The organism is Amycolatopsis sp. NPDC050768 (assembly GCF_040654155.1).
Classification (GTDB): domain Bacteria; phylum Actinomycetota; class Actinomycetes; order Mycobacteriales; family Pseudonocardiaceae; genus Amycolatopsis.
Genome location: NZ_JBFAHL010000007.1, coordinates 299,860 through 326,482 on the forward strand (window position 1 = coordinate 299,860; position 26,623 = coordinate 326,482).

At 72.8% G+C, this 26,623-nt stretch carries 26 protein-coding genes; all 26 read left to right on the top strand.

The window, feature by feature from the left end; genetic code table 11:
- The first annotated feature begins 30 nt into the window (after positions 1-30).
- The 26 genes from AB0H62_RS22595 (at position 31) to AB0H62_RS22720 (ending at position 26,604) form a co-directional block, all read left to right on the top strand.
- Positions 31-1,209, top strand: a complete 1,179-nt coding sequence (locus AB0H62_RS22595; protein ID WP_360587939.1) for a thiolase family protein — start codon at positions 31-33, stop codon at positions 1,207-1,209.
- The gene (locus AB0H62_RS22600; RefSeq protein ID WP_360587941.1) at positions 1,206-2,693 is read left to right on the top strand and encodes a 3-hydroxyacyl-CoA dehydrogenase NAD-binding domain-containing protein; all 1,488 of its coding nucleotides are present in this window, start codon (positions 1,206-1,208) and stop codon (positions 2,691-2,693) included. The genes AB0H62_RS22595 and AB0H62_RS22600 overlap by 4 nt, the downstream gene beginning before the upstream one ends.
- The gene (locus AB0H62_RS22605) at positions 2,690-3,799 is read left to right on the top strand and encodes a CoA transferase (RefSeq protein WP_360587943.1); all 1,110 of its coding nucleotides are present in this window, start codon (positions 2,690-2,692) and stop codon (positions 3,797-3,799) included. The genes AB0H62_RS22600 and AB0H62_RS22605 overlap by 4 nt, the downstream gene beginning before the upstream one ends.
- A complete protein-coding gene (locus AB0H62_RS22610) occupies positions 3,796-4,608 on the top strand; it encodes an SDR family NAD(P)-dependent oxidoreductase (RefSeq protein ID WP_220239501.1) in 813 nt (270 codons plus the stop codon). The genes AB0H62_RS22605 and AB0H62_RS22610 overlap by 4 nt, the downstream gene beginning before the upstream one ends.
- Positions 4,605-5,426 (top strand): CoA-transferase, encoded by an 822-nt coding sequence (locus AB0H62_RS22615; RefSeq protein ID WP_360587945.1) that lies wholly within the window; start codon positions 4,605-4,607, stop codon positions 5,424-5,426. The genes AB0H62_RS22610 and AB0H62_RS22615 overlap by 4 nt, the downstream gene beginning before the upstream one ends.
- On the top strand, positions 5,423-6,181 hold the full coding sequence (locus AB0H62_RS22620; RefSeq protein ID WP_360587947.1) for a hypothetical protein: 759 nt from the start codon (positions 5,423-5,425) through the stop codon (positions 6,179-6,181). Before AB0H62_RS22615 ends, AB0H62_RS22620 begins: the two co-directional genes overlap by 4 nt.
- Positions 6,178-8,334, top strand: coding sequence for an acyl-CoA dehydrogenase family protein (locus tag AB0H62_RS22625; RefSeq protein WP_360587949.1), 2,157 nt, complete (start codon positions 6,178-6,180; stop codon positions 8,332-8,334). Before AB0H62_RS22620 ends, AB0H62_RS22625 begins: the two co-directional genes overlap by 4 nt.
- On the top strand, positions 8,331-9,080 hold the full coding sequence (locus AB0H62_RS22630; RefSeq protein ID WP_360587951.1) for an enoyl-CoA hydratase: 750 nt from the start codon (positions 8,331-8,333) through the stop codon (positions 9,078-9,080). Before AB0H62_RS22625 ends, AB0H62_RS22630 begins: the two co-directional genes overlap by 4 nt.
- Positions 9,077-9,463: a hypothetical protein gene (locus AB0H62_RS22635; protein ID WP_220239506.1), complete on the top strand. Its 387-nt coding sequence runs from the start codon at positions 9,077-9,079 to the stop codon at positions 9,461-9,463. The genes AB0H62_RS22630 and AB0H62_RS22635 overlap by 4 nt, the downstream gene beginning before the upstream one ends.
- A complete protein-coding gene (locus AB0H62_RS22640; protein WP_360587953.1) occupies positions 9,460-9,780 on the top strand; it encodes a MaoC family dehydratase in 321 nt (106 codons plus the stop codon). Before AB0H62_RS22635 ends, AB0H62_RS22640 begins: the two co-directional genes overlap by 4 nt.
- Complete coding sequence (locus AB0H62_RS22645) at positions 9,777-10,751, top strand: MaoC/PaaZ C-terminal domain-containing protein (protein ID WP_360587955.1); 975 nt, start codon at positions 9,777-9,779, stop codon at positions 10,749-10,751. The genes AB0H62_RS22640 and AB0H62_RS22645 overlap by 4 nt, the downstream gene beginning before the upstream one ends.
- Complete coding sequence (locus tag AB0H62_RS22650; protein ID WP_220239508.1) at positions 10,748-11,668, top strand: acyl-CoA thioesterase II; 921 nt, start codon at positions 10,748-10,750, stop codon at positions 11,666-11,668. Before AB0H62_RS22645 ends, AB0H62_RS22650 begins: the two co-directional genes overlap by 4 nt.
- A complete protein-coding gene (locus AB0H62_RS22655; RefSeq protein WP_360587957.1) occupies positions 11,665-12,741 on the top strand; it encodes an NAD-dependent epimerase/dehydratase family protein in 1,077 nt (358 codons plus the stop codon). The genes AB0H62_RS22650 and AB0H62_RS22655 overlap by 4 nt, the downstream gene beginning before the upstream one ends.
- 244 nt (positions 12,742-12,985) lie before the next feature.
- Positions 12,986-13,564, top strand: a complete 579-nt coding sequence (locus AB0H62_RS22660; RefSeq protein ID WP_360587959.1) for a hypothetical protein — start codon at positions 12,986-12,988, stop codon at positions 13,562-13,564.
- A gap of 148 nt (positions 13,565-13,712) precedes the next feature.
- Positions 13,713-14,606 carry an FAD binding domain-containing protein gene (locus AB0H62_RS22665; protein WP_220239511.1) on the top strand — a complete coding sequence of 298 codons (894 nt, stop codon included), beginning with the start codon at positions 13,713-13,715 and terminating at the stop codon, positions 14,604-14,606.
- Positions 14,599-15,105 carry a (2Fe-2S)-binding protein gene (locus tag AB0H62_RS22670; protein WP_220239512.1) on the top strand — a complete coding sequence of 169 codons (507 nt, stop codon included), beginning with the start codon at positions 14,599-14,601 and terminating at the stop codon, positions 15,103-15,105. Before AB0H62_RS22665 ends, AB0H62_RS22670 begins: the two co-directional genes overlap by 8 nt.
- A complete protein-coding gene (locus tag AB0H62_RS22675; protein WP_360587962.1) occupies positions 15,102-17,522 on the top strand; it encodes a xanthine dehydrogenase family protein molybdopterin-binding subunit in 2,421 nt (806 codons plus the stop codon). Before AB0H62_RS22670 ends, AB0H62_RS22675 begins: the two co-directional genes overlap by 4 nt.
- On the top strand, positions 17,512-18,378 hold the full coding sequence (locus AB0H62_RS22680) for a branched-chain amino acid ABC transporter permease (RefSeq protein ID WP_220239514.1): 867 nt from the start codon (positions 17,512-17,514) through the stop codon (positions 18,376-18,378). The genes AB0H62_RS22675 and AB0H62_RS22680 overlap by 11 nt, the downstream gene beginning before the upstream one ends.
- Positions 18,375-19,322, top strand: coding sequence for a branched-chain amino acid ABC transporter permease (locus tag AB0H62_RS22685; protein WP_360587964.1), 948 nt, complete (start codon positions 18,375-18,377; stop codon positions 19,320-19,322). Before AB0H62_RS22680 ends, AB0H62_RS22685 begins: the two co-directional genes overlap by 4 nt.
- Positions 19,323-19,335: 13 nt before the next feature.
- Positions 19,336-20,595: an ABC transporter substrate-binding protein gene (locus tag AB0H62_RS22690; RefSeq protein ID WP_360587966.1), complete on the top strand. Its 1,260-nt coding sequence runs from the start codon at positions 19,336-19,338 to the stop codon at positions 20,593-20,595.
- Complete coding sequence (locus AB0H62_RS22695) at positions 20,595-21,302, top strand: ATP-binding cassette domain-containing protein (protein WP_360587968.1); 708 nt, start codon at positions 20,595-20,597, stop codon at positions 21,300-21,302. The genes AB0H62_RS22690 and AB0H62_RS22695 overlap by 1 nt, the downstream gene beginning before the upstream one ends.
- On the top strand, positions 21,299-22,012 hold the full coding sequence (locus AB0H62_RS22700; RefSeq protein ID WP_220239518.1) for an ABC transporter ATP-binding protein: 714 nt from the start codon (positions 21,299-21,301) through the stop codon (positions 22,010-22,012). Before AB0H62_RS22695 ends, AB0H62_RS22700 begins: the two co-directional genes overlap by 4 nt.
- 33 nt (positions 22,013-22,045) lie before the next feature.
- On the top strand, positions 22,046-23,524 hold the full coding sequence (locus tag AB0H62_RS22705; RefSeq protein ID WP_360588171.1) for a CoA-acylating methylmalonate-semialdehyde dehydrogenase: 1,479 nt from the start codon (positions 22,046-22,048) through the stop codon (positions 23,522-23,524).
- Between the two features lie 9 nt (positions 23,525-23,533).
- On the top strand, positions 23,534-24,307 hold the full coding sequence (locus tag AB0H62_RS22710; protein ID WP_360587971.1) for an SRPBCC family protein: 774 nt from the start codon (positions 23,534-23,536) through the stop codon (positions 24,305-24,307).
- 14 nt (positions 24,308-24,321) lie between these two features.
- A complete protein-coding gene (locus AB0H62_RS22715; RefSeq protein WP_220239521.1) occupies positions 24,322-25,098 on the top strand; it encodes an IclR family transcriptional regulator in 777 nt (258 codons plus the stop codon).
- Positions 25,099-25,254: 156 nt separating this feature from the next.
- A complete protein-coding gene (locus tag AB0H62_RS22720; RefSeq protein ID WP_360587973.1) occupies positions 25,255-26,604 on the top strand; it encodes a hypothetical protein in 1,350 nt (449 codons plus the stop codon).
- The last annotated feature ends 19 nt before the right edge of the window (positions 26,605-26,623 follow it).

Here is a 26,623-nt window from a genome sequence, read left to right on the forward strand (position 1 = left end):
TTTCCGGACCCACGCGACGAGAGGCGGAAGATGAGCAGGGAAGTGTTTCTGGTGGGGGGCGTCCGCACACCGAACGGGCGCTACGGCGGTGCGTTGCGCGACGTGCGCACGGTCGAGCTCGGCGGTATCGCGGGCGCGGCGGCGCTGGAGCGGGCCGGGGTGCCGGCCGACGCCGTCGACGAAGCGGTGGTGAGCAACTGCCGGCAGGCGGGCAACGGTCCCAATCCGGGCCGCCAGGTCGCGCTGCGCGCCGGGGTGGCGCAGCGGGTGCCGGCGCAGACCATCAACATGGCGTGCGCTTCGGGCCTGAAGACCATGCAGCTGGCCCACCAGTCGGTGCTCGGGGGCAGCGCCGACGTGGCGCTCGCGATCGCGGTCGAGAGCATGAGCACGATGCCGTTCATCGCGCCGTACACGCTGCGCTGGGAGGGCACTCGCCGCGGCGACATCACGCTCGCCGACGGCTGGCGCGACGGCGGCACCGACCCGATCTGCGGCATGAACATGGGGCAGACGGCGGAAAAGGTGTCGCGCGAGTTCGGGATCTCGCGGGCCGCGCAGGACGAATGGTCGGCCCGCAGCCACGAACGTGTGATGCGGGCGTGGGACGAGGGCCGGTTCGAAGGTCAGGTCGTGGCGGTCGAGAGCGAGAACGGTTCGCTCGCCACGGACGAGACCTACCGGCGCGACACCAGCCTCGAGCGGCTCGCGAAACTGCGCGCTTCTTTCGAGCAGGACGGCACGGTGACCGCCGGCAACTCCAGCCAGATGGCCGACGGCGCCGCCGGCATCGTCGTGGCCAGTGGCGACGCAGTCGAACGGCACGGCCTGAAGCCGCGGGCGCGGATCCTGTCCTTCGCGGCCGTCGGGGTCGACCCGAGCATGATGGGCGTCGGCCCCACGGCGGCGATCCCGGCGGCGCTCGCCTCGGCCGGACTGTCCACAAGCGACATCGACCTGTTCGAGATCAACGAGGCTTTCGCCGCGCAGATCGTGCAGAACGTCCGCGAGCTCAAGCTCGACGAGGACCGGGTGAACGTCAACGGCGGTGGCATCGCGCTGGGCCACCCGACCGGGCAGAGCGGGCTGCGGCTCGTGGTGACGCTGCTGTCCGAGCTGGAGCGCCGCGGCGCGCGGCTCGGCGTGGCCAGCCTGTGCGTCGGTGGCGGGATGGGCGTCGCCGCGGTGATCGAGGCGGTGGCGGCGTGAGTGATCTCGCCGGGCTGAAGGTCGTCGTCGCGGGCCTCGGGCCGATGGGCCGCGACATCAGCCGCGTCTTCGACCGCGCCGGGGCGGACGTGCGCGTGGTCGACGTCTCGCCGGAGCTGACCGAGGCAGGGCTGGCGAAGATCCGGGCCGAAGCCGAGTCCGCGGGCGAAACCGTGTCGTCGATCTCGGGCGCCACGCTCGCCGAGGCGGTGCCGGACGCGGACGTGTTCCTCGAGGCGGTCGTGGAGGACATGGGCGTGAAGCGGGTGCTGCTCGCCGAAGTCGCCACGCTCGGGCGCGCCGACCTGCTGGTCGCGTCGAACACGTCCTCGCTGTCCGTGGGGGAGATGGGCAAGGCGTTCGGTGACCCGGCTCGGGTCGTCGGCATGCACTTCTTCAACCCCGCCACCAAGATGCGGCTCGTCGAGGTGATCGTGGGCGGCGGGACGAGCGAGGCCGTGGCCGAGCAGGCCCGCGGGCTGGCCGAAGCGCTCGGCAAGACCGCGGTGGTGTGCCGGGACTCGCCGAACTTCATCGTCAACCGCGTGTGCCGGCCCCTGTACTACGAAGCGCAGCTGCTCGTCACGCAAGGCGTGCCGGCGGGTGTGGTGGACGCCGCCGCGTCCGGAGGTCTCGGCCACCCGATGGGACCGTTGACGCTGCTGGACTTCACCGGCCTGCACACGCACCTCGGCTCGTCCGAGACGGCGCTGCGCGAGTTCGGCGACCCCCGCTACCGGCCGATCCCGCTGGCCCGGTCCTTGGTGCGCAGCGGCTTCACCGGCCGAGCGGCCGGCCGCGGCTTCTACGACTACGCAACGGAAAAACCGCGGGCCGCGATCGCTCACCTGCGGCGCGAGGCCGGCTCCGAGGGTGCGGACGTGCGGCTCGTCAGCGCGGGCCCGGACGCCGGCGGCCTGCCGGCGACGGCGGGCTCCCGGACGATCACGGTGTACCACTGCCACAGCCGGCCGGGTGAGGGCGACGTCGCCGCCGTGCGGGAGCTGGCCGCGGCGGGCGAGGTGGTGGTGGACAGCTCCGACGGACACTGGCTCGACGTGCTGCCCGCCGGCGTCGGCTGGCTGCGCCTGCACCGCGCACCCGCCGGTGACGTGTTCGCCGAGGTGGTGCGCGACGACGTCGCGAAGGTGGCGCCGACCCCGGCGGTCACCGCCGTTGTGGACGCCGTCGGCGCGGCCTCGGTCGAAGTCCCGGCCCTGCCGGGGCTCGTGGTCGACCGGCTGGCCTGCTCCATGGTCAACGAGGCGGCCGGGCTGGTCGAGGAAGGAACCGCGTCGGCCGGAGACGTCGACGTGGCCCTGACCCTCGGCATGAACCACCCGCGCGGCCCGTTCGAGACACTGCAGCTCGCCGGCGCGCCCGCGGTGTACGAGGCGCTGCGGTCGATGGCCGACCTCACGGGCGATCCGCGCTACCGGCCGGCGCAGTTGCTGCGGCGGCAGGCGGCGGGAGCGCGGCGGTGAGTACGCCGCAGCCCTTGCGTGGCCGTCGGGTGATCGACCTGAGCCAGTACATCGCCGGCGCGGTGTGCGGGCAGGTGCTCGCCGACTACGGCGCCGACGTCGTCAAGGTCGAGCCACCCGGCGGCGACCCGTCGCGGGAGCTGGCGGGCAGCCGCTTCGGCAGCAGCTACTTCCGCGCCTACAACACGGGGAAGTCGTCCGTCGCGCTCGACCTGCGCGACCCGGCGGACCGGCTTCGCCTCGACGAACTGCTCGCCGGTGCCGACGCCGTGGTGCTCAACTTCGGCCGCCGCACCCGGGAACGGCTGCGGCTCGACGCCGCGTCGCTGCACGCGCAGCACCCCGGTCTCGTCGTGACCGTGGTCAGTGCCTACGGCGCCGACGACCCGCGCACGTGCTTCGACTCGATCGCCCAGGCGGTGAGCGGGTTCGCCGTGCTGAACGCCGATGAGGACGGCCGCCCGAGCATCGCGGCCGGCTACCCGACCGACGTGTTCAGCGGCCTGCACGCCGCCACGGCGACCGCGATGGCCCTCCTCGACCCGCAACGCGCACCGGCGCTGGAGATCGATGTGCCGATGATCGAGGTCGCGATGGCCTCGCTCGCCGGCCCGGCATCGCTGCTCGCCGCCGACGACGCCGCTTTCACCGCGGGGCAGGGCAACCGCGACGCCGCCACGGCACCGTCGAATGTGTACTCCTGCCGCGACGGCTTCTGCTACGTCTACGCCGGGCTGGACAAACACTGGGCGCTGCTGCGGCCGCTTCTCGGCACAGCGGCCGGCCCGGACGCCACCGCGCGGCAGCGGCTGGCCGACCGCGCCCGGTTCGACGCCGCCGTCGAAGACTGGACCCTTCGGCACACCGTCGCCGAGGTCTGCGAACGGATGCAGGAGCTCGGCATCCCGGCCGGGCCCGTGCGCGACCCCGTCGGGGCGCTGACCGCGACCACGGCCGAGCGGCCGGGCGCGGTCGTCGCCCGCGAAGCCGGCGGTGAGGCCGTGCCGCAGTACCCCGTCTCGTTCTCCGGGCACCGGCCGCGCCGCCGGCCCGCCCCCGCGCGTCCCGAGCACGCCACCGCGAATCCCAAGGAGACAGCGCGATGACAGCAGCCACCACCGAACCCCGGGTCCTGGCGAGCGGCACGCTCGACGGCCTGTCCGCGCTGGTCACCGGGGCCGGCAGCGGGATCGGCCGGGCCGTCACGCAGCGGCTCGTGCAGCTCGGCGCCCACGTCACCGGGCTCGGGCGCCACGAGGACTCGCTCAAGGAGACCGGCGATCTGCTCGACGGCCCGGGCGGCTACGACCACCGCGTGTGCGACGTCCGCGACACGGAAGCCGCCGCGGCGGCGCTCGTCGAGGTCGGCGAGAGCCGCGGGCTCGGCCTGCTGGTGAACAACGCCGGCGGCCAGTTCTTCGCCAAGGCGCTGGACATCTCGGTCAACGGGTGGAACTCCGTGCTGGACCTCAACCTCACGAGCATCTTCCACCTGACCAAGGCGGCGCACCCGTATCTGGCGCGCACGCGGGGCAGCGTCGTGAACCTCTCACTGTCCGGTGTGGAGCGTGGCGGGATGGGCATGGCGCATTCGATCGCCGCCCGCGCGGGCGTGCTCGGCCTGACCCGCACCCTCGCGCTGGAGTGGGCCACCGACGGCATCCGCATCAACTGCGTCGGCCCGGGCACCGTCCTGACCCACGCGTTGAACGACGAGGCCAGCGAGCACGTGCTGGGCAACCTCGTGCACAAGGCCACGCCCATGCAGCAGCCGACGCCGACGGCCGACGTCGCGGAGCTCGTCGCGTTCCTCGCCAGCCCCGCCGGTGCGTTGATGACCGGCCAGCTGCTGCAGATCGACGGCGGCGCGCACCTCGGGGCGGGCCTGCACATGCTGCCGGAGGCGTACCGGTGACGGAACCGACCTCATTGGCCGAGGCCGTGCGGACCCACGTCCGTCCGGGCACGCGCGTGTATCTCGGCAACTTCGGCGCGCAGCTGTTCAGCGTCGGCCACGAGCTGATCCGCCAAGGGCTACGCGACCTCGACGCGGTGATCGGCTCGGGTGGCTTGCTGCTCGACCAGCTCCTCGGCGCGGGTGTGCTGCGCTCGGCGACGTTCGGGCATTGCTGGAGCCCCGTCGGCCCGGCCCCGGCCTGGAACTTCCGCCGGCTGGCCGAGTCGGGCGCCGGCACGGTCGAGTTGCACGAGCTGAGCCTCGGCCTGTTCAGCAGCGCGCTGACCGCCGGCGCGCACGGGGTGCCGTTCCTGCCCGTCACGGGACTGCCCGGGACCGGGTACACCGACGAGGACTGGACCGGTGGGCTGCTGGCCACTGTGGACAGTCCGTTCGGCAGCACCACGGTGGTGCGCGCCGAGCGGCCGGACGTCGCGTTCATCCACGTCGACGTGGTCGACGCCGAGGGCAACGGCCACATCCGCGGACCGCTGGGCGAGGTGCTGCTGGCCGCGCAGGCGGCACAGCGCGTGGTGCTCGTCGCCGAGGACGTCGTTCCCGCCGGGCAGGTGCGTGCGCTGGGCGTGACCATCCCGGGTCTGCTCGTGGACGCGTTCGCGCGAGTGCCCGGCGCGGTTGCGCCCGACGGCACGGTCGGCCGCTACGAGCGGGACGTCGAGGCGTACGAGCGTTACGCCGCGCAGTCGCGGACTCCGGAAGGGTTCCAGGAGTGGCTGGCGGACGAGGTTCTCGTCGTCGAGGAGGTGGTTTCGTGACCACGCCCACCGTCGACTTCCTCGTCCGCGCCGCCCGGGAGTTCCGCCGGGGTGGCTGGGTGTTCACCGGCTTCCACTGGCCGGTGCTGGCCGGTCAGCTCGCCCACGCGCTCGACGGCGAATCCTTCGTCCAGGTCTTCGAAGCCGGTGCCGGGTGCTGGGAGGCCGGGACGGCGGTACCGACGAGCACCACCGACTACCCGGCTTATGCCAACGCGCTGGGCTGGCGGGCCACCACGTCGGACGTGCTGCTGGGGATGGCCCGCCGGTTCGACCGGGTCGTGCTGGACGCGAGCAACATCGACGTCCTCGGCCGCGTCAACTCCTCGTTGCTCGGTCCGCGGGAGAAGCCGTCCGTGCGGCTGCCGGGCGGCGGCGGGGCGCCGGACGTCGCCGCGGCGGCCCGGGAGCTCGTGTGGCTGCACGGCGGCAGCGACCTGCGCCGGATCCAGGACCGGGTCGAGCACGTGACCGCCGCGCCCGGGCCGCACTCGCTGGTCCGGATGCACGCGCGCTGGGGCAGCGTCCGGCTCGGCGCGCAGCCGCGGCTCGAGGAGCTGGCCGCGCAGGTGCCCGGCGCCGACGACTTCGTCACCCACCTGCGAGGACTGGGCGTCGACGTCTCCTCGCCGGAACCGGGTACCGAAGTCTCGCCGGAGGAACGCCGTGCGGCAGCGGGAGTTCTGGCCGAAGCTGCTGGGCGTGGGTACGCGGTGGCTCGCCGGGCCCACGCTGAACTGGAGGTGCTGCGTTGACCGAAGACCTGACGACGGATTTGACGACACTGCGGGCGCAGGTCCGCGCGTTTGCCCGGGAATGGCAGGAACAGGGTCGGTTCGTCCCGAAGTGCGACGCCTGGCTGCGCGGGCACGACCCGGAGTTCAGCCGGGAGCTGGCCGCGCGCGGCTGGGTCGGCATGACGTGGCCGGCCGAGTTCGGCGGTGGCGACCGGTCGAACCTCGCGCGGCTGGTGGTGACCGAAGAGCTGCTGCGCGCCGGCGCGCCCGTGGCCGCGCACTGGATGGGCGACCGGCAGATCGGCCCGGCCATCCTCCGTTACGGCTCGCCTGAGCTGCAGAAGACCTACCTGCCGCTGATCATCCGCGGTGACGTGTCGTTCTGCCTGGGCATGAGCGAGACCGAGTCCGGCTCGGACCTCGCGTCCGTGCACACCGTGGCCGGGCCGGTGCTCGGCGGCTGGCGGGTGCGCGGCCGCAAGATCTGGACCAGCCACGCCCATCGCGCGACTCACGCGTACGTGCTCGCGCGCACCGATGCGAGCGGTTCGAAGCACGAAGGGCTCAGCGAGTTCATCGTCGACCTCTCGTCCGCGGGCGTGGACATCCGGCCGATCTTCGACCTGCGCGGCGACCACCACTTCAACGAGGTCGTGTTCGACGACGTCTTCGTGCCCGCCGACCACGTGCTCGGCGAGCCCGGGAACGGGTGGCAGCAGGTCACGGAGCAGCTCGCGTTCGAGCGCGGCGGCATGGAACGCGTGCTGAGCACCTACCCGCTGCTCGCCGCCGTCGTCGCCCACACCACGACGCCGGCCCCGGACGCGGCGGTGCGCATCGGCGAAGCACTCGCCCGGTTGGCGACGTTGCGGCAGCTCGCGTGGTGGGTGGCGATCGCCATCGACGGCGGCGCCGCGCCCGTGCAGCAGGCGGCGGTGCTGAAGGATCTCGGCACCCTCTTCGAGGGCGACGTCAACGAACTGGCCCGCGCGGTCCTCGAAGTCGAACCGGACCCCTTCGCCGAGGGTGAAGCGGGTCTGCTCGCGCAGGGCGTGCTCGCCGCACCCGGGTTCACGATCCGCGGCGGCACCACGGAAGTGCTGCGCACGATCATCGCCCGCTCAGCCGCTGCTGCGGGCCGCCCGGCCGACCAGTCGGGACTGCGCGCCGTCGCCGACGACGTGCTGAGCGGCCACGGTGGTGACCCCGACGGCAGCCTGCCACCGGTGTGGGCCACCGTCAGCGACCTCGGCTGGCCCGGTGTCGGGACGCCGGAAGAACTCGGCGGGTCCGGCGGCGGCCTGGCGGAGCTGGCCGAGTTCGTCGAGGCGGCCGGCCGGCACACGGTCGCGCTGCCGCTGCTGGAAACGGCGTGGGCCGGCCTGGTGCTCGCGACGGCCGGCCACACGGTGCCGGCAGGCCCCGCGGCCGTCGTGCTGCCCCCTTCCGGCGACGGCCTGAAGCTGGCCGGCACCGAGCTGTCGGGCACCGCGAGCCGGGTGCATTGGGCCCGCGCGGCCGAGCGGTTCGTCGCGCCGGCCCGCGACGCGGACGGGAAACAGGTGCTGGTCGTCGTCGCGGCCGGCGCACCCGGGGTGACCGTCGTACCGGGCGCGAACCTCGCCGGCGAGCCGCGTGATTCCGTTCGGTTCGACAACGCCGCGGTCGAGCGGATCGGCGAGGTGCCGGAGTCGCTCGCCGCGACCGGCGCGCTGCTGCAGGCCGCGGCGACGGTGGGAGCGCTGGAAACGGCGGTCGCCCACACCGTGGCGCACGTGACGGTTCGCGAGCAGTTCGGCCGGCCGCTCATCAAGTTCCAGGCCGTCGGCGCGACGCTCGCGCGGATGGAGTCGCAGCTGACGCTCGCGCGCACTGCGGTCGCCTCGGCCGTCGCGGCGAGCGGCGACCTCGACCGGGTGGCGGCGGCCGTGGTGATCACAGCGGCCGCGGCCACCGAGGTCGCCCGCGGCGCGCACCAGCTGCACGGCGCCATGGGCGTGACCCGGGAGCACCCGCTGCACCTCGCCACCCGCCGGCTCTGGTCGTGGCGCGACGAGTTCGGCGGCGAGCGGTACTGGGCGCGCCTGCTCGGCGAGCGGCTCACCCGGCTCGGCCCGGACGCGGTGTGGGACTGGGTGACCGAGGACCTTTCCGAAGCGGAGGACCGATGACGAGCAAGGTCGACCTCGAGAACAAGGACGGGCGCTGGACGCTCACGCTCGCCGACCCCGACCGGCGCAACTGCCTCGACGGGCAGATGTGCCAGGACCTCACCGACGCGATCGCCACCGTGGCCGCCGACGCCGACGCCCGCGCGCTCGTCGTCACCGGTGCGGGCAAGGCGTTCTGCGCCGGCGCGGACCTGCCCGCGGTGTTCGGTGAGACGGACCGCGCGGTCCCGGACATCCGGCGCGATCTGCACACGGTCTACGACAGCTTCCTGCGCCTGCGCGACCTCGCGATCCCGACGGTCGCCGCGGTGCAGGGCGCCGCCGTCGGCGCCGGGCTGAACCTCGCGCTGGCGTGCGACGTCCGGATCGCCGGGCCGCGCGCGTCGTTCGCGGCGACGTTCTCGCGGATCGGCCTGCATCCGGGTGGCGGCTGCACGTGGTTCCTGGTCGACGTGCTCGGGGCGCAGCGGGCGTTGGCCTTGCTGCTCGACGGGGGAGCGCTCAGCGGTGAGGCGGCGGTGGGAGCCGGGCTCGCGCTGGAGCTGGCCGACGATCCGGTGGCCGTCGCGATCGCCTACGCGGACCGGTGGGCGGCCGCGGATCCGGCGCTGGTGCGGGACATCAAGAAGGCCGTCGGGCTCGCGTCCACGGGTGGTTTCGAGGCCACGCTGGAGTTCGAGTCCTGGGCGCAGGCTTCCTCGGCGACGGGGCCGACGGTGCAGGCGGCCGTCGCGCGGTTCCGATGAGCGCGCTGCTGTGCGTCGGCGATCTCGACACCCACGGCGAATGGCTCGGACTCGACGTCGGCGCCGAACTGCTGCCGGCCTACTGCGCGGTCACCGGGTGGTCCGGCGACGACCCCCCGGCCGGGCTCGCTTCCGTGGTGGGACGGCTCGCGTACACGCGCGGCCGGGACATGCCACCGGGCGGCGTGCTGCGCGAGATCTCGCAGACGACCCAGGGCGCGGTGCCGGCCGACGGCCGCTGGCAGGCGCGAATTTCGTCCACTGTGCTCGGTGAACGCTCCGGCCGCCGCCGGCTGGCGATCGTGACCGACCTGCGTTCCGCGATCGGCGAGCCGGTGGCGTCAGTGCGGTTCGTGGTGGACTGGCCGGCGGGCGCCGCATGAGCGAATTCCCGCTCGGCCCCGCGCAGATCTGCGCGTGGGCCGACGTCGTCGACGACCACAACCCACTCCACCTCGACCCCGCCTACGCCGCGACGACCCGCTTCGGCGTCCCGATCGTGCACGGCTCCCTGCTGTTCGCGCTCGCCTGCGACACCCTGCAGACGAGCGGCAGCACGGGTGCGGTGACCCTGCGCTTCCGGGCACCGGTGCCGGTCGGCTCGACGGTCTCCATCACCGTCGACGGCCCGGACCTGCGGCTGCGCTGCGGCGACGGGGAACCGGTCGAGGCGCACGTCGAACCGGAGGCCACGCCGTGACCGAACCCTGGTCCTACACCCTCACCGACCTCGTCCAATACTCCGGCGCGGCCTTGGACTTCAACACCATCCACCACGACGCGCCCGCAGCCCGCGACGCCGGATTCGCCGGCATCGTGGCCCACGGCATGCTGACGCTCGGCCGCGTTCTCGCCCACCTCGCCGACGACGCCGGACCGGCCGGTCTCAGCGCCTGCCGCGCCCGCTTCCGCGCCCCGGTCTACCTCGACACGCCCCTCGCCGCGACGACGACGCGCCGCCCCGGCATCGCCGCGGCAGCGGATCGTGGCGGCGAGGTCGGCGCGCTTGCCTCCACGGCGGTTCCCGCCGACAGTTCCGGTGCTCCCGCCTCGGCGAGAACGGCGACCCGGGCCTCCGGTGCCGCTGCCACGGCGGCCCGTCCCGGCGGCGTCGACATCACCGTCACCTGCGGCGACATCGTCGCCCTGACCGTCGAAGCGGACCTCGGGTCCCGACCGCCGTCGCCTGCCATTCCCGCCGACGCGCCCGTCGCCGACCACCGGCTGCACGTCGAGCGCGGCGTCCTCACCCGGCTCGCCGGCGCGGTCGGGGCGCGGGCGCCGTTCTGGTACGACGCCTTCGCCGCCGACCAGGCCGGGCTGGCGGGGGTGCCCGGCATCCCGACGCTCGCCTTCGCACTGCCGGCTCTCGGCTGGTATCCCGACGAGCAATCGGGCCCGGGCTCCGCGCGCCCGGACCCCGTGGCCGACTCGGCGCGCTGGGCCCGCAGCAGCGGACCCGTCGTCCACGGTGGACAGACGTTCGCCTACCACCGTCCGCTCGTCGCCGGTGAAACCGTGCGTTCCCGGCACTGGATCACCGGCCGCACCACCAAAACGGGCCGCGCCGGGGAGCTGCGCTTCACCGACGTCACCCAGCTGATCACCGGCTCCGGCGGTGAACCCGTCGTCTCGGCCACCGCCACCCTCCTCGCGACGGGGCCGGCATGAGGAGCCCGGCGCTGCAGTACCTCCTGGAGCGGCTCGACCTGGAACCCGTGGCGCCGGGCGTGTTCCGCGACCCCGGCGGGGCCGATCCGTTGCACCGGCTCTTCGGCGGTGAAGTAGCGGCGCAGGCGCTCGCGGCGATGGGCCGGACCGTCGCGCCGGACCGCCCGGTGCACAGCCTCCACGCCCGCTTCATCCGGCCCGGCCGGACCGGCGTCCCGATCGAGCTGCACGTGACCACGGTCAAGGAAGGCCGCAGCTTCGACCTCCGCGGCGTCGAGCTGAGGCAGGACGACGCCCTCGTCCTCACCGCGACCGCGTCGTTCCAGGTCCCCGAGCCCGGCCCGCGCCATCCCGGCCCGACGCCGGCGGCGATCGACCCGGAAACCCTGCCCCGCTGGGAAGAGCGCTTCAGTGACCGGCGCTACCGGCTCAGTCCACTGTGGACTTTTTCCCGTCCGATCGACCTGCGCTACGTCGACCCGCCACCACCGCTGGACCCGACCTTGCGCGACCGGCCGCGCCGCGCGCAGACCACCCTCGTCCGCGCCGACGGGTCATTGCCGGACGATCCGCTGCTGCACGCCTGCGCCGTGGTCTACGCCTCCGACATGACGCTGCTCGAAACCGCGCTCCTGCCGCTCGGCGTGGTCTACGCCGACGGCGAGTTCGACGGCGTGAGTCTCGACCACACGATGTGGTTCCACCGCCCGCCGCGCGCCGATCGCTGGCTGCGCTACGAGCAGGGTGCCGAGGTCATGGCCGGCGCGCGCGGCCTGGCCTCGGGCCGGATGTACGACGAGAACGGAGAACTCGTGGTGACCGTGATGCAGGAAGGGCTGCTCCGTCCCACCGGCGGCAGCGGCAGCTGGCTCGCCGGCACCGCCGCGGACCGCACGATGCCGGGGCAGCGGCCGTGACCGTCCTCGTCGCCGGTGCGAGCGGGCTGGTCGGCGCGGCGTGCGTCTCGGCGTTCGCCCAGGCGGGCTGGGACGTCGTCGCCGTGTCACGGCGCGCGCCGGAGACCGAACCGGGGGTCCCTTTCGCGCACGTGCCCCTCGACCTCACCGACGCGGCCGCCGTGGCGGACGCGGCCAGGCGCTTCGGGGACGTGACGCACCTCGTGTACACCGCCGTGTTCGAAAAGCCGGGCCTGGTCCGCGGCTGGCGCGACCGGGACCAGATGCGGACCAACGAGCGCATGCTGCAAGCCCTCACCGGCGCCCTGTCCGGTGCGCGTCTGGAGCACGTGACCCTGTTGCAGGGCACCAAGGCGTACGGCGTGCACCGCCACCCCATCCGGATCCCGGCCCGCGAACGCCACCCGCGTGATCAGCACGAGAACTTCTACTGGCTGCAGGAAGACCACCTGCGCGCGCTGGCCGCCGAACGCGGTTTCGGCTGGACCATCCTGCGCCCGCAGCTGGTGGTCGGCCCGACCCACGGCGTCGCCATGAACCTGCCGCCCGTGATCGGTGCCTACGCGGCGATCTGCCGGGCCGAAGGACTTCCGTTCGGCTTCCCCGGCGGGCCACCGTATGTCACCGAAGCAGTCGACGTCCGCCTCGTCGCGAACGCCGCCGTGTGGGCGGCCACCGCGCGCGCGGCCCGCGACGAGCACTTCAACCTCACCAACGGCGAGGTGTTCGCCTGGCGTGACCTGTGGCCCGCGCTGGCCGAGGAACTGGGCGTCGAACCGGGCCCGGACAGCCCGCGGCGGCTGGCGCAGTTCCTGCGCGCGCACGCGGGAACCTGGGACCGGATCGTCGCCGCCTACGGCCTGCGGCCCGTCCCGCTCGCCGCCCTGCTCGGCGAATCCCACCACTACGCCGACTTCCACTTCGCCGCCGGCGCCGAGATCGCGCCGCCTCCGGCGTTCGTCAGCACCGTCAAGATCCACCAGGCGGGCTTCACCGAAACCCGCGATACGGAGGCGTCCTTCCGTCACTGGCTGCGCGTGCTCGCCGAGCGCGGAATCCTTCCCGTCCACTGAGGACGGCGGCGTGGCCCCCGGCCGGATGGCCGGGGACCACCGGCTCAGCCGACGATCGGCTGCGCCGACAGCACCGTCCGGGTCCAGCCGCTCGCGTCGACCGGGTCGTTCGTGAAGTACTCCAGGTCCGAGCCGTCAAGGTCGTACGGGTTGTGGTCGAGGTAGTGGTACAGGCCACCGTCGCGGGTCTGACCGTAGTAGAGACCGAGACCGGGCGAGACCAGGCGGTCGAAGCCGCGCCGGGATGATGCTCGCCGACGCCGTGCGGGAGCTGCGGGACGAACGCCGGAGGCTGACCGAGCTCGACGCCGGCGGTGACGACCGGACGGCGCTGCGAACCGTCTTCTCGTGGTCCTACCGGGCGTTGCCCGCCGGGGCGGCTCGGCTCTTCCGGCTCCTGGGCACCCACCCGGGCCCGGATTTCGACCTCCACGCCGCCGCGGCGATGACGGGCACGGACCTCACCGCCACGGCCGCGCTGCTCGACGAACTCATCCGCGCGCACCTGGTGACGTCCGTCGGCTCCGGACACCACGGCATACTCACCGACATCCACAACAGCCTGGGCGCAACCCTTTTCGAAGCCGGTCTGGCCCTCGAATCGCGCAGGCACCACGAATCGGCGCGCGTGCTCGCGGCCGACGCCGGGGACCGTTTCGAACACGCGCGCGCCTTGGCCGGAATCGCCGAAACACTGGCCGGTGAAGACCCCGAAACCGCGCACCGCCTGTGGCAGGCCGCGCTGTCGTTGTACGAGGACCTGAACCACCCGGCGGCCGAGACCATCCGGGCCCGCATGGCAGCCACCGTGTACCGCCGCTGACGACCGCATCGGTGGCTCGCGCCCCCGAACTCTCCTGAACGGCGCGAAAATCGGTCCGGCCGACTTGACATCCGCTCCGGCTCTTCCCAAACTGTTCTGGAAATCGAACAGCGTTCAGCATTTCGAACACGTCAAGGGAGACGAGCCGGTGAAACTGCCTCCGTTCGGCTATCACCGCGCCGCATCGCTGGGCGACGCGGTCGCGGTGCTGGGCGAGTACGGGCCCGACGCGCGGGTGCTCGGCGGCGGGCAGAGCCTGCTCCCGGTCATGGCGCTGCGCATGTCGAACCCGAGCGTGCTCGTGGACATCACCACGGCGAAAGACCTGCAAGGACACGCCTTCCGTGACACCGACGGCCTCGTCGTCTCGGCCGCGGTCACCACTCGCGCGCTCGAGACCGACCCCGAGACGCGCCGCCGACACCCGCTGGTCGCCGAAAGCCTCGCGCAGGTCGGGCACCCCGAGATCCGCAACCGCGGCACGGTGTGCGGCTCGCTCGCACACGCCGATCCCGCGGCCGAGCTGCCCGCGCTGCTGCTCGCGCTCGGCGGGTCCGTGCGCGTCGCCGGTGCCGAGCGGCGGCGCCGGATCGCGGCGCGCGACTTCTTCCTCGGCCCGTACCTGACCGCGTTGAACGACGGTGAGGTCGTCGCCGGCGCCGAGCTGCCGCTCGTGCCCGCGACGGCCGGCTGGTCGATCCGCGAGATCACCCGCCGCAGCGGGGACTTCGCCCTCGTCGGCGTGATCTGCGTGCTGGACACCGATTCCGCCGGGCGCTGCACCGACGCGCGGATCGCGCTGTTCGGCATCGCCGGCACCCCTCGCCGCGCCACAGCCGCCGAAGCGATCCTCGCCGGTCAGGTCCTCGACGACGCCGTGCTCGCCGAAGCCGCGGCGCGGGCGTTCGACGAGATCGACGTCGTCGGCGACATCCACGGTTCCGTGACCTACCGTCGCCGTGCGGGCACCCGGCTCGTCGCCCGCTCGCTCGCCGAAGCCGCCGCCCGCAGCCAGTCCGAAGTGGAGAGTGCCCGTGCTTGACGCCCACGAGCCGACGCAGGTTTCCCTCACGGTGAACGGGAAACCCGAGTCGGCGCGCACTACGCCGCGGACCACGCTCGCCGATTTCCTGCGCCACGACCTGGGCCTCACCGGCACGCACCTCGGCTGCGAGCACGGCGTCTGCGGCGCCTGCACCGTCCGGCTCGACGGCGCGGCCGTGCGCAGCTGCCTCACCCTCGCCGTGCAGGCGCACGGATCCACAGTGGACACCGTCGAAGGCCTGGGCGAGACGGCCGGTGCCGAGGACGTGCTGCACCCGCTGCAGCAGAAGTTCTGGGAGCACCAGGCGCTGCAGTGCGGCTTCTGCACGCCGGGTTTCCTGATGGCCGCCGTCGCCGCCGTCGAGGAGAACCCGGACCTCTCCCGCGACGAGATCCGCGAGCGGCTGTCCGGAAACCTCTGCCGCTGCACCGGGTACGCGCCGATCGTGACCGCGATCGCCGAATACGCCGAGCAGGTGCGGGAGGCGCGGGCGTGAGCATCACCGAAGGCTGGGTCGGCCGCCGCGTCAAGCGCGTCGAGGACCCGAAGATCCTGCTCGGCCGTGGCCGCTACGCCGACGACGTCACCCCGGCCCGCTGCCTGCACGCCGCGTTCGTCCGCGCCCCGGTCGCGCACGCGCTGATCACGGCGATCGACGTCGAGGCCGCCAAGCAGGCGCCGGGCGTGGTCGCCGTGTTCACCGCGGACGACTTCAACCCGATGTGCCGCTCGTGGAAGGGCCTGCTCGACTGGCCGGGCCTGGTCGGTGGCGACCAGCGGCCCCTGGCCACCGGCAAGATGCACTACGTCGGCGAGCCCGTGGTGATGGTCGTGGCCGAAAGCCGCGCCGTCGCGGAGGACGCGCTGGAACTGGTCACCCTCGACTACGAGGAGCTCGACCCGGTCGTCGACTCCATCGCCGCCCTCGACGCGTCGGCGGCGAAGGTGCACGACGAGCTGCCGTCCAACCTCGCCTTCGAAGGCACCTTCGGCACCGGTGACGTCGAAGCGGCCTTCGCCGAGGCCGCCGTGATCGTGGAGACCGGCATCAGCACCGCGCGCCACACAGCCGTCGCGCTGGAGCCCCGCGGCGTCGTCGCCGAGTTCGACCCGTCGGCGAAGTCGCTCACCGTGCGGCTGTCCACGCAGGCGCCGCACATGCTGCAGTCGGTGTTCGCCGAGCTGCTCGGCCTGCGCGAGAGCAACATCCGCGTACTCACCGACGAGGTCGGCGGCGCGTTCGGCATGAAGGCGCACGTGTACTCCGACGAGGTCGCCACGTGCGCGGCCAGCATCCTGCTGCGCCGTCCGGTGAAGTGGATCCAGGACCGCGTCGAATCGCTGCAGTCGGACACGCAGGCGCGCGACGAACGGGTGTCCGCCGCGCTGGCCGTCGCGGCCGACGGCCGGATCCTCGGCCTGCGTTCGGAGGTCGTGAGCGACGGCGGCGCCTACTCCGTCTACCCGCGCAGCATGGTCACCGAAGGCATCCAGGTCGCCACGATCATGCCCGGCCCCTACCGGATACCCGTCTACTCGGGACACTTGCGCGTCGCCATCACCAACAAAGCTCCGCTCGCGGTGTACCGCGGCGTCGGGCACCCCGTCGCCATCCTCGCGATGGAGACGCTGCTCGACGAGACCGCGCGCCGGCTCGGGCTCGACCCGGCGGAACTGCGCCGCCGCAACCTGATCGCGCCCGAGGAACTGCCCTACACCTCCGTGACCGGCCAGGTCTACGACAGCGGCTCGCACCAGGAGTCGCTGGAGAAGCTGCTCGCCATGCTCCCCTCCGGGCCGGACCTCGACAAGCGCAAGGCCGAAGCGCGCGAACGCGGGCGGCTGCTCGGTGTCGGGCTCGCGTGTTTCGTCGAGGTCACCGCGCCCGGCGTGATGTTCTACGGCAAGCGCGGCGCCCCGATCACCGCGCACGACCAGGTCGAGGTGCGGGTGGAGGCCGACGGCTCGGTCACCGTGCTGCTCGGCACGCCCGGCCAGGGTCAGGGCCTGCAGACGACGGCCGCGCAGGTCGTGGCCGACCACCTCGGGGTCTCGTTCGATCGCATCAGCGTGGTCAGCGGCGACACGGCGGTAGTGCCGCACGGCACGGGGGTGTGGGCCAGCCGTTCGGCCGTGGTCAGCAGTGGTGCTGCGGCTTCGGCCGCCCGCGAGGTGAAGGAACGGCTGCTCGCGATCGCCGGGCACCTGCTCGAGGTCGACCCGGCCGACCTCGAGATCGGCAACGGCGTGGTCCAGGTCGCGGGCGCGCCGAACGTCCACTTGGGAGTGGAGGAGCTCGCCGAGGTCGCGCACTTCCGCACCCACCGCCTGCCGCCGGAGCTGAGGATCGGGCTGTCGGTGGTGGGGGAGTACAGCGGCCCCAACGTCACCTTCAACAACGGCGCCCACGCCGCCGTCGTCGAGATCGAAGAGGACAGCGGGCTCGTCCACATCGTCGACTACGCGTGCGTCGAGGACTGCGGGGTGCTCATCAACCCCGAGATCGTGGACGGGCAGATCCGCGGCGGCGTCGCGCAGGGCATCGGCGGGGCGTTGTTCGAGCGGCTGTACTACGACGAGAACGGCCAGCTGCTCACCTCGACCCTGCTCGACTACCTCATGCCGACCGGCCCGGAGCTGCCGGACGTGCGCATCACCCACATCGAAACCCCGAGCCCGGTCACCATGCTGGGCGTCAAAGGCGCCGGCGAAGCCGGTGCCGCCGGCGCGCCCGCGGCCGTGCACAACGCGGTCAACGGCGCGCTTTCCCCCCTCGGCGCACGGGTGTGGCATCAGCCGATCACACCCGAACGCGTCGTCCGGGCCCTGGACGAGGCCGCCGGGCACAGCTGGCCCGAACCGCCTGACACGCCGGGGCTGCCCCTGCTCGAGGAGGACAACGATGTCCGGTAGCGAGTTGGCGCTGACGACCTTCAACGGCCTGAGTTTCGCGGGCCTGCTCTTCCTGGTCGCCAGCGGGTTCACCCTGATCTTCAGCCTGATGGGCGTGCTCAACCTCGCCCACGGTTCCTTCTACCTGTGGGGCGGCTACCTCGGTCTGGTGACCCTGGGCGCCACCGGGAGCTGGCTGCTCGCGCTCACCGCCGGGGCGTTCGGCGTGGCCGTCGGCGGCGGTGTGCTGGAGCGCCTGGTCTACCGCCGGGTGCGCGGCAAGGAGCTTTCCGAGGTCCTGCTCAGTGTTGGGATCTCCCTGGTGCTCGCCGATCTCGCGCTCGCGCAGTTCGGCGGAGACTCCCTCACGATCGCGCCGCCGACGTGGCTCGCGGGCAGCGTCGGGCTCGGCGATCTCGTAGTGCCCCGGTTCCGCCTGGCCGTGATCGTCGCCGCGCTGGTCGTGCTGGCCGGGCTGTGGCTGCTGCTGAAGCGCACGAAGGTCGGCGCGATCATCCGCGCGGGCGTGGACGACGAGGAGATGCTCGGCGCGCTCGGCGTCAACGTCCGGCGGGTCGCGGCGGGCGTGTTCGTCCTCGGCGCGCTGCTCGCCGGCGCGAGCGGCGTGGTCGGGGGAGTGTTCTTCGGGACCTACCCGGGCGCGGACGCGGAGATGCTGCTGTTCGCCCTCGTGGTGGTCGTGGTCGGCGGCCTGGGCAGCCTGCCCGGAGCGGTCGTCGGCAGCCTCGTCGTCGGCCTGCTCTACAGCTTCGGTGTCGCGCTGGTGCCGGACCTGCTCTACTTCGTCCTCTTCGGACCGATGCTGCTCGTGCTGGTGCTGCGCCCGCGCGGGATTCTCGGGGGGCGGTTGGGATGACGGCGCTCACCTCCACCACCACGCGCACTCTGCTGCTCGTCGCGGCAGCCGCCGTGGGTGTGGTCCTGCCTTACCTCACCGGCCAGTACTGGATCGGGATCGCGACCGAGGCCGTGATCTTCGCGATCGCCTCGCTCGGCCTGAACGTGCTGATCGGCCAGGGCGGTCTCGTGTCCGTGGGGCATGCGGGCCTGTTCGCCACCGGTGCCTACACCGCGGCGCTCACGCAAACCCAGTACGGGCTCGGGTTTTTCACCTCCGCCCTGGTCGCGATCGTGGTCACCCTCGTGCTCACCGCCGCCTTCGCGATCGCCGCGGTCCGCACGACCGGGATGTACTTCCTGATGATCACCCTCGCCGAGGGCATGCTGATCTGGGGACTCGCCCACCGCTGGTCGGCCCTGACCGGCGGCGAGAACGGCGCCGTCAGCGGCCTGCGCCCGGGCGGGTTCACCCGCTACTACCAGTACTACTGGCTCGCGTTGACGATGCTGGTCGTCGTGGCGGTGCTGCTCTACCTGTTCACCCGGTCGAAGGCCGGGCTGCGCATCCGCGCGACTCGTGACAGCGCGGTCCGGATGACCAGCATCGGATACTCCGCCCCGGCCCAGCGCTTCGGCGCGTTCCTCGTCTCCGGTGCGGTCATGGCGGTCGCGGGGGTGCTCTACGCCGGGTACTACCCGGTGGTGAGCCCGTCCACCGCTTACCTGTCCACCTCGATCCTCTTCATGCTCATGGTCCTCACGGGCGGGTCCGGCGTCTTCGTCGGGCCGATCGTCGGCGCGGTCCTGCTCACCGTGCTGCGCGCGGCCGTCTCGGCCGAGACACCGCGCTGGCCGACCGTGATGGGCGTCGTGCTCATCGTCGTCGTGCTCTTCGCCCGCGAAGGCATCACCGGGACCTTGCGGGACCGCCTGCGCATCCGCCGCCCAGCCACGAGTTAGCCGAGGAGACCCGATGCGAATCCTGCGCACCCGCGTCCTCTGCGGCGCACTCTGCCTCCTGCCGGCGCTCGCCTCGTGCGCGCCGCCGGCCGCCGATCACACCGCCGCGCAACGCACCACCGGCCCGCTCACGGTCGGGTTCGTCGACAGCCTCTCCGGCTCGCTCGCCGGAGCCGGGCAGGACATGCGCGACGGCCTGACCCTGTGGCTGGACCAGAACCAGGGCCGCATGGCCGGCCGCGATGTCAAGCTCCTGGTCGAGGACGACCAGGGCTCCACCGAGACGGGCGTCCAGGTCACCAAGCGCCTCGTCGAGCAGGCCGAATCCGACCTCGTCATCGGGCCGCTCGCCGGCAACGTCGGCGTCGCGCTCGGCCAGTACGTGAAGACCACCGAGGTGCCGCTGGTCTACCCCATCCCCACCAGCGACATCTTCGTGCACAAGGACTATCCGACCGTTTTCCCGGTCACGGGCACCGCACCCCAGTTCAACGCGCCGCTGGGCCGGTGGGCGATGGACCGCGGGCACCACCGGGTCGCCACGATCTGCTCCGACTACGCCTTCGGGCAACAGGTGTGCGGCGGCTTCGCGGGCACCTACCGCGCAGCGGGCGGCCAGTTGGCCGGCCAGCTGTGGCCACCGCTGGGCAGCTCCGACTTCGCGCCGTTCATCTCGCAGCTGCGCCAGATCGGGGCGGACGCAGTGTTCGTCGGCCTGATCGGTGCCGACAGCGTGAAGTTCCTCAAAGCCTGGAACGAGTTCGGCATGACCGGGCACGCGACGTTGCTCGGCTCCGACCCGTCCTTCGACCAGGCCGTGCTGCGCGGCGTGGGCAAGCAGTCCCTCGGTCTGGTCTCGATCGGGCACTTCGCCGAGGGCCGGGAAAGCCCGGCGACGCGGCAGTTCACCGACGCGTACCGGCAGAAGTACCACAAGCTGCCCAGCTACTACTCGGCGAGCGGTTACCTCGCCGCGGACTGGACGGCCCGCGCGCTCGTCGCGAACGGCGGCAAGGTCGGCGATGCGAGCGCGTTCGTCCGGACCATGCGCACGATCTCCTACCCCGACAGCGTCTTCGGCCCGATCCGGGTCGACGAACGCGGCCAGCCCGTCTATAGCGTCTACCTGCGTGAAGTGACTCCAGGTCCGGACGGAAAACCGTGGAACACCGTCACCTCGACCATCCCCGACGTCGGCGCCACCGGCGGCCTGACCTACGCGGAATACCTGTCCCACCCCGTGCTCTCCCGCGAATACCAAGGAGGCGTCTGATGGCGCTCGCACTGGACGACATCGGCCGTGAGTACGGCGGGCTGCGCGCCCTCGACGCGGTGACCTTCACCGCCGGCGAGGGCGAGCGGGTCGGGGTGATCGGGCCCAACGGCGCCGGCAAGAGCACGTTGTTCCGGGTGATCGCGGGCAGTGAACGCGCCAGCCATGGCCGGGTCACGTTCGACGGCAAGGACCTGTCGGGGATCTCCGCCCGGCGCCGGGCGCGCCTCGGCATCGGCCGCACGTTCCAGATCACCGAGCTCTTCGGCACGCTCACCGTCGAGCAGAACGTGCGGCTGGCGGCCCGGGACGACGACCGGATCACCGACGTGCTGAAGCGGTTCGACCTGCAGGCGTGGCGCTCGTCCCGCGTCGACGAGCTCGGATACGGGCGGCAGCGCCTGGTGGAGCTGGCCGTCACCTTCGCCACCGGTGCGCGGGTGCTGCTGCTCGACGAACCGGCTGCCGGCCTGGGCGCGGCGGAGCGGGTGCTGATCGGCGAGGCCATCCGGCAGCTGCCGGAGAACGTCACCGTGCTGCTGATCGAGCACGACATGGACCTGGTCCTCGGCCTCGTCGACCGGGTGCTGTGCCTGTCCAACGGACGGCTGGCCGCCGATGCCGGCGCGAGCGAGATCCGGGACCACCCCGCCGTGCGCGAGGTCTACCTCGGCGACCACGACGACGAAAGCGAGATCGCGTCATGAGCACTTTCACCGTGACCGGGCTCGCGGCCGGTTACCAGGGACATCCGGTGATCGACGGCCTCACCCTCACGGTCTCCGGCGGCGAAGCCGTCGCCCTCGCCGGGCGCAACGGCATGGGCAAGACGACCGCGCTCAAGGCCGTGATGGCACTTTCCGTGCCGAGGGTGTCGGCGGGCAGTGTCCGCTTCGATGACACCGAACTGACGCGGCGCAAGCCCCACCAGATCGCCCGGGCCGGAATCGGCTACGTGCCGCAGGGCCGGCGGATCTTCCCCAGTCTCACCGTCGACGAGCACCTCGACATCGTCGCCCGGCCCGCCCCGGCCGGGTACGAGCCGTGGACCTGGCAGCGGGTCTTCGACCTGTTTCCGCGGCTCGCCGAGCGCCGCCACCACCGCGCGGGCACCCTCTCCGGCGGCGAGCAGCAGATGCTCGCGATCGCCCGCGCGCTGATGACGAACCCCCGGCTGATGCTGCTCGACGAACCCAGCGAGGGGCTGGCGCCCCGGGTGGTGCGCCAGGTCGCCGACATCATCCGAACTCTTCCCGAGTCCGGGGTCAGCGTCCTGCTCGCCGAGCAGGACCTCGGCATGGTCCGCCGCGTCGCGGACCGCGTCTACTTCCTCGATCGCGGCAGCGTCGCCGCCGAGGTCACGTCCCGCGAACTCAGCGAGCGGGACGATCTGCTCGACCGCCACCTCGGCGTCTGAACTTCCGTGGAGGAAAGGAAACCTGTGAAAACCATCCAGCATTTCGTCGGCGGCGCCTTCGTCCAGGACGAACCGGCCGCGTGGGCCGACGTGCACGACCCCGCCCGCGGCAGCGTCGCGGGCCGAGTCGCCCTCGGCGACGCCGGTGCCGTGGACCAGGCCGTGAAGGTCGCACTCGACGCGCAGGCCGCCTGGGCCGAGGAGTCCCTCGGCGTGCGCCAGCAGGTTTTGCTGGAGTTCATCCGGCTGGTCGAGCGCTCGCGTGACGAGCTGGCCGAGCTCGTGACCGGCGAACACGGCAAGACGCTCGCCGACGCCCGCGCGGAGGTCAACGCGGGTCTGGACGTCGCGAAGTTCGCCGCCGGGATCCCCCACCTGCTCAAGGGGGACTTCAGCGAGAACGTCTCCCGCGGTGTCGACACGTACTCGATCCGCCAGCCGCTCGGGGTCGTCGCCGGTATCACACCGTTCAACTTCCCCGTGATGGTTCCCATGTGGATGTTCCCGATCGCCATCGCATGTGGGAACGCCTTCGTGCTCAAGCCGAGCGAGAAGGACCCCTCGGCGTCGAACCGCCTGGCCGAACTGGCGCTCGAGGCCGGGCTGCCCGCCGGCGTGCTCAACGTCGTGCACGGCAGCGCCCCGGCCGTCGACGCGCTGCTGGCGCACCCGGACGTCGCCGCGGTGAGCTTCGTCGGGTCGACGCCGGTGGCCCGGCACGTCTACGAGACCGCGGCCAAGCACGGCAAGCGGGTGCAGGCCCTCGGCGGCGCGAAGAACCACCTTGTGGTGCTGCCGGACGCCGACCTCGACGCGGCCGCCGACGCCCTCGTCTCCGCCGCCTACGGTTCGGCGGGCGAGCGGTGCATGGCGATCTCGGTCGCGGTGGCCGTCGGCGGGGTCGGCGACGCGCTGCGCGATCGTCTGGTGGAGCGCATCGGCCGGCTGTCCACCGCGGACGGTCACGACGAGGGCGCCGACATGGGCCCGCTCGTCACCGCCGACCACCTGCGCCGCGTGACCGGATACGTGCAGGCCGGCGCCGACGCGGGCGCGGACCTCGTGGTCGACGGCCGCGACGTGCGTGTTCCGGGGCGGGAGAACGGGTTCTTCCTCGCGCCGACGCTGCTCGACCACGTGCGCCCGGACATGACCGTGTACACCGACGAGATTTTCGGCCCGGTGCTGTCGATGCTGCGCGTCGACACTCTGGAGGAGGCCGTCGGGCTGATCAACGGCGGCGAGTACGGCAACGGCGTCTCCCTGTTCACCCGCGACGGCGTCGCCGCGCGCAAGTTCCAGCACACCGTGCAGGCCGGCATGGTCGGGCTCAACGTGCCCATCCCCGTGCCGATCCCGTACTTCCCGTTCGGCGGCTGGAAGCACTCGCTCTTCGGCGACTCGGGCCAGTACGGCGAGGACGGCATCCGGTTCTTCACGCGCCGCAAGGTCGTCACGAGCCGGTGGGCGCCTTCGGCGGGTTCCCGTGTCGACATGCGGTTCCCGGCCTAGGGGGCGTTCGTGCGACTGGAGAACAGTTTCACCGTCGGCCTGCCGCCCGCGCAGGCGTGGGCTGTGCTCATCGATCCGGAACGGGTCGCGCCGTGCATGCCCGGCGTGCACCTGGACGAGGTCGACGGCGACGACGTTCGCGGCGGCCTGCGCGTGAAGGTCGGGCCGATCGCCGCCGAGTACTCCGGCTTGGCGCAGTTCCGCGAACGCGACGAGGACGCGGGGGTCGTGGTCGTGGCGGCGTCGGGGCGTGAGGTGCGCGGCCGCGGTTCGGCTGCGGCGACGGTGACGCTGCGGCTGGTGCCGGCCCCGGAAGGCACGCGGGTCGACCTGGCCACGGAGCTCGCGCTGACGGGACGGCTGGCGCAGTTCGGGCGTGGTGTGCTGGGCGAGGTCACGGGGCGGCTGGTCGACGAGTTCGCGCGGGCGCTGGCGGACGAGGTGGCCGGATCGCGGGCTCAGGCTGCGGAAGTGCCTCAGGCCGCGGTGTCGGGCGTGGCAGCGGTGGCCGCGGCTGAGCCGGTGGTGGAGGTCGTCGATCTGGCGGCCCAGGAGTGGCCGGACGACGAACCCGTGGGTGCTGCTCGGTCGGCAGAGCCCGCCGGTGAGGCTCCGGTCGTGAGTGTCGGCGGTGGCCGGCCGAGCCCGGAGGACCGGTCGCACACTCGCAACGCGGAGACCGTCGTTCTGCGGGCCATCGCCATTCCGGTCGCCAAGCGCGTGGTCCCGGCCGTGGCCGCCGTCGTCGCGGCGATCGTGCTCGCCCGCCGGTGGCGCCGATGACAGAATCTCCCGCAATGACCAGTTCCCCTTCCTCGGCGGGCCTGCCGGTTCCTTCGGTCGCCCGCGCCGCGTACGTGCTCGACGCGCTCGCCGCCGCCCCCGACGGGCTGCCGCTCAGCGAGCTCGCGCGGGCCATCGGCGCGCCCAAGAGCAGCTGCCTCGCCGTGTGCACGACGCTGGTCACCACCGGGCTGCTCACGCGCACCCCGGGTGGGCACTACCGGCTCGGCTGGAAGGTCGTCCCGCTCGGGCGGGCCTACCTCGCGAAGTCCGGGTTCGTACTGGAGTTCCGGCGCGTCGACCAGGAGCTGGGCCTGCTGCCCGAGGACACGATCGTGCTGTCGCTGTTGGACGGACGCCACGTCGTCTACGTCGAGACGCGGCCGGGATTGCGGACGCTCGCGATGTCCTACGAGATCGGCCTGCGGCTGCCCGCCCACTGCACGGCGAGCGGCAAGTCGCTGCTCGCGTCGCTGGCCGACGACGAGATCGCCGGCCGCTACGCCGACGGCCGCTTCGAAACCCTGACCCCGCACAGCATTTCGCGGATGCCGCAGCTGATGGCGGAGATCGGGAGCACCCGCGCGCACGGTTACGCCGTCGACGACGAGGAGACCGCGCCGGGCATGATGTGCGTCGGCGCAGCCGTCGCCGGGCGCGGCGGGCAGCCCGTCGGTGCGCTGTCGGTGAGCATGGTCAAGTCCACTGTGGACGATGAGCGGCTGAAGCAGTCGGCGTCGGCGATCCTTCGCCTGAGCACCGCCATCACCGAGCGTCTCGGCGGGCTGTAATGATTGCCCTGGCTCCGCCGGGGCGTGCGAGATCGCCTTTGAGCCGGCTTCTGGAGTGAGCGGTCGGATCGGCCTGGCGGCCGATCGCACCGCTCACTCCAGAAACCGGCGCGATCTCGCCCTCGGGTGGCACGATGGCGCCGGAGAGGGGGGACGATGACGACGGAAGAAGAACTGGACGCGCTCGCCGCCGGCGACTCGCGCGAGTGGCTGGCGTTCGACGAGTCCGAGCGGCGCTGGTCCTGGTACTACGGCGAGGACCACCGGCGGGCCTTGCCGTGGCGTCAGCTGAGTCGTGTCCAGCTCGCCGAGGCGGTCTGCCACGCCGTCGGGTACATCCGGGAGCCGGGCGTGCGCCGGCTGCGGAGCAGTGACGACCCGGAAGCGTTGCCCCTGCTGCTGGTGCGCTGCGTCGACTGGGTACCCCAGGTGCGGGCGATCGCCCGCGCGGCGGTGCTCGCCCGGTTCGCGCAGGCGGATCGGGCCGGCCTGCTGCCGCTGGTCGTCGCACTGAGCCGGCGGGCCGTGGACGACTGGGTGGACGAGCACCTGCTCCAGCCGATGCTGCGCTCGCCCGAGCTCCTCGACCACGCGCTGGCCACGCCGGACCTGCGGACCCGCCGGACGGTCCACGAGTCGGCCCTGCACGCCGGGCTGCTCTCCGACGAGCGGCTGGCTTCGATCGCAATGCACGACCACGACGACGTGATCCGCACGCGCGTCGGCCACCTCCTGCTCGACCGCGGCGACCCCCGCTTCGTGCTGCCCCTGCTCGACGGCGGCGCACCCAAGGTGCGGGCGCGGGCGTTGCAGCTCCTGGGCGTCGAGACGGCCCGGGAACGGCTGGCGGAGAGCTCGTCGCTGGTGCGGTCCATGGCGCAGGCCTTGGTGCTGCGCTCGGGCGGCGACCCGGCGGCGTACTACCGGGAAGCACTGCGGTCGGGTGCCGTGATGCGCGCGACCGTCGCCGGACTCGGCGAAACGGGGACGCTCGACGACGTCGACCTCGTGCGGGCGCAGTTCGCCGACGACCGGCCCCGGGTGCGTGTCGCCGCGGTTCGTGGCCTGCGCCGGCTGCTGGCGAACCCCTCGGACCCGCGGGCGGCCGAGTACGGCCGCGAGCTGCTCACCGACCCTTCGCCCGGCGTGGTCCGAGAGGCAGTCGCCCTGCTCGACCGCCGCCTAGGTCCGGCGGACCGCTCGCTCCTGCTCGACTTGGCGGCGCCCGCCCGCCCGCTGCACGTCCGCCGCGGGGCGCTCACTTTGCTGCGTGGGTTGAGCCGGTGGTCCCGGCTCGCGACCGACCTGTGGCTGCTCAGCGTCCCAGGCGAGCCGTTGGCCGACGAAGCCCTCCGCGACCTGGACGAGTGGCGCCAGGACGGCTCCAGCGCGTTCACCCGGCCGTCGCCCGACCTGGCGGCGCGGATCGGCGAGCTGCTGGCCGAGCTGGAGCCCCAGCTCGGCCCTGCGGTGACCGGGGAACTGCGGAACCGCGCCCAGGTGTGACGGCTGTCCATCCGAAGTG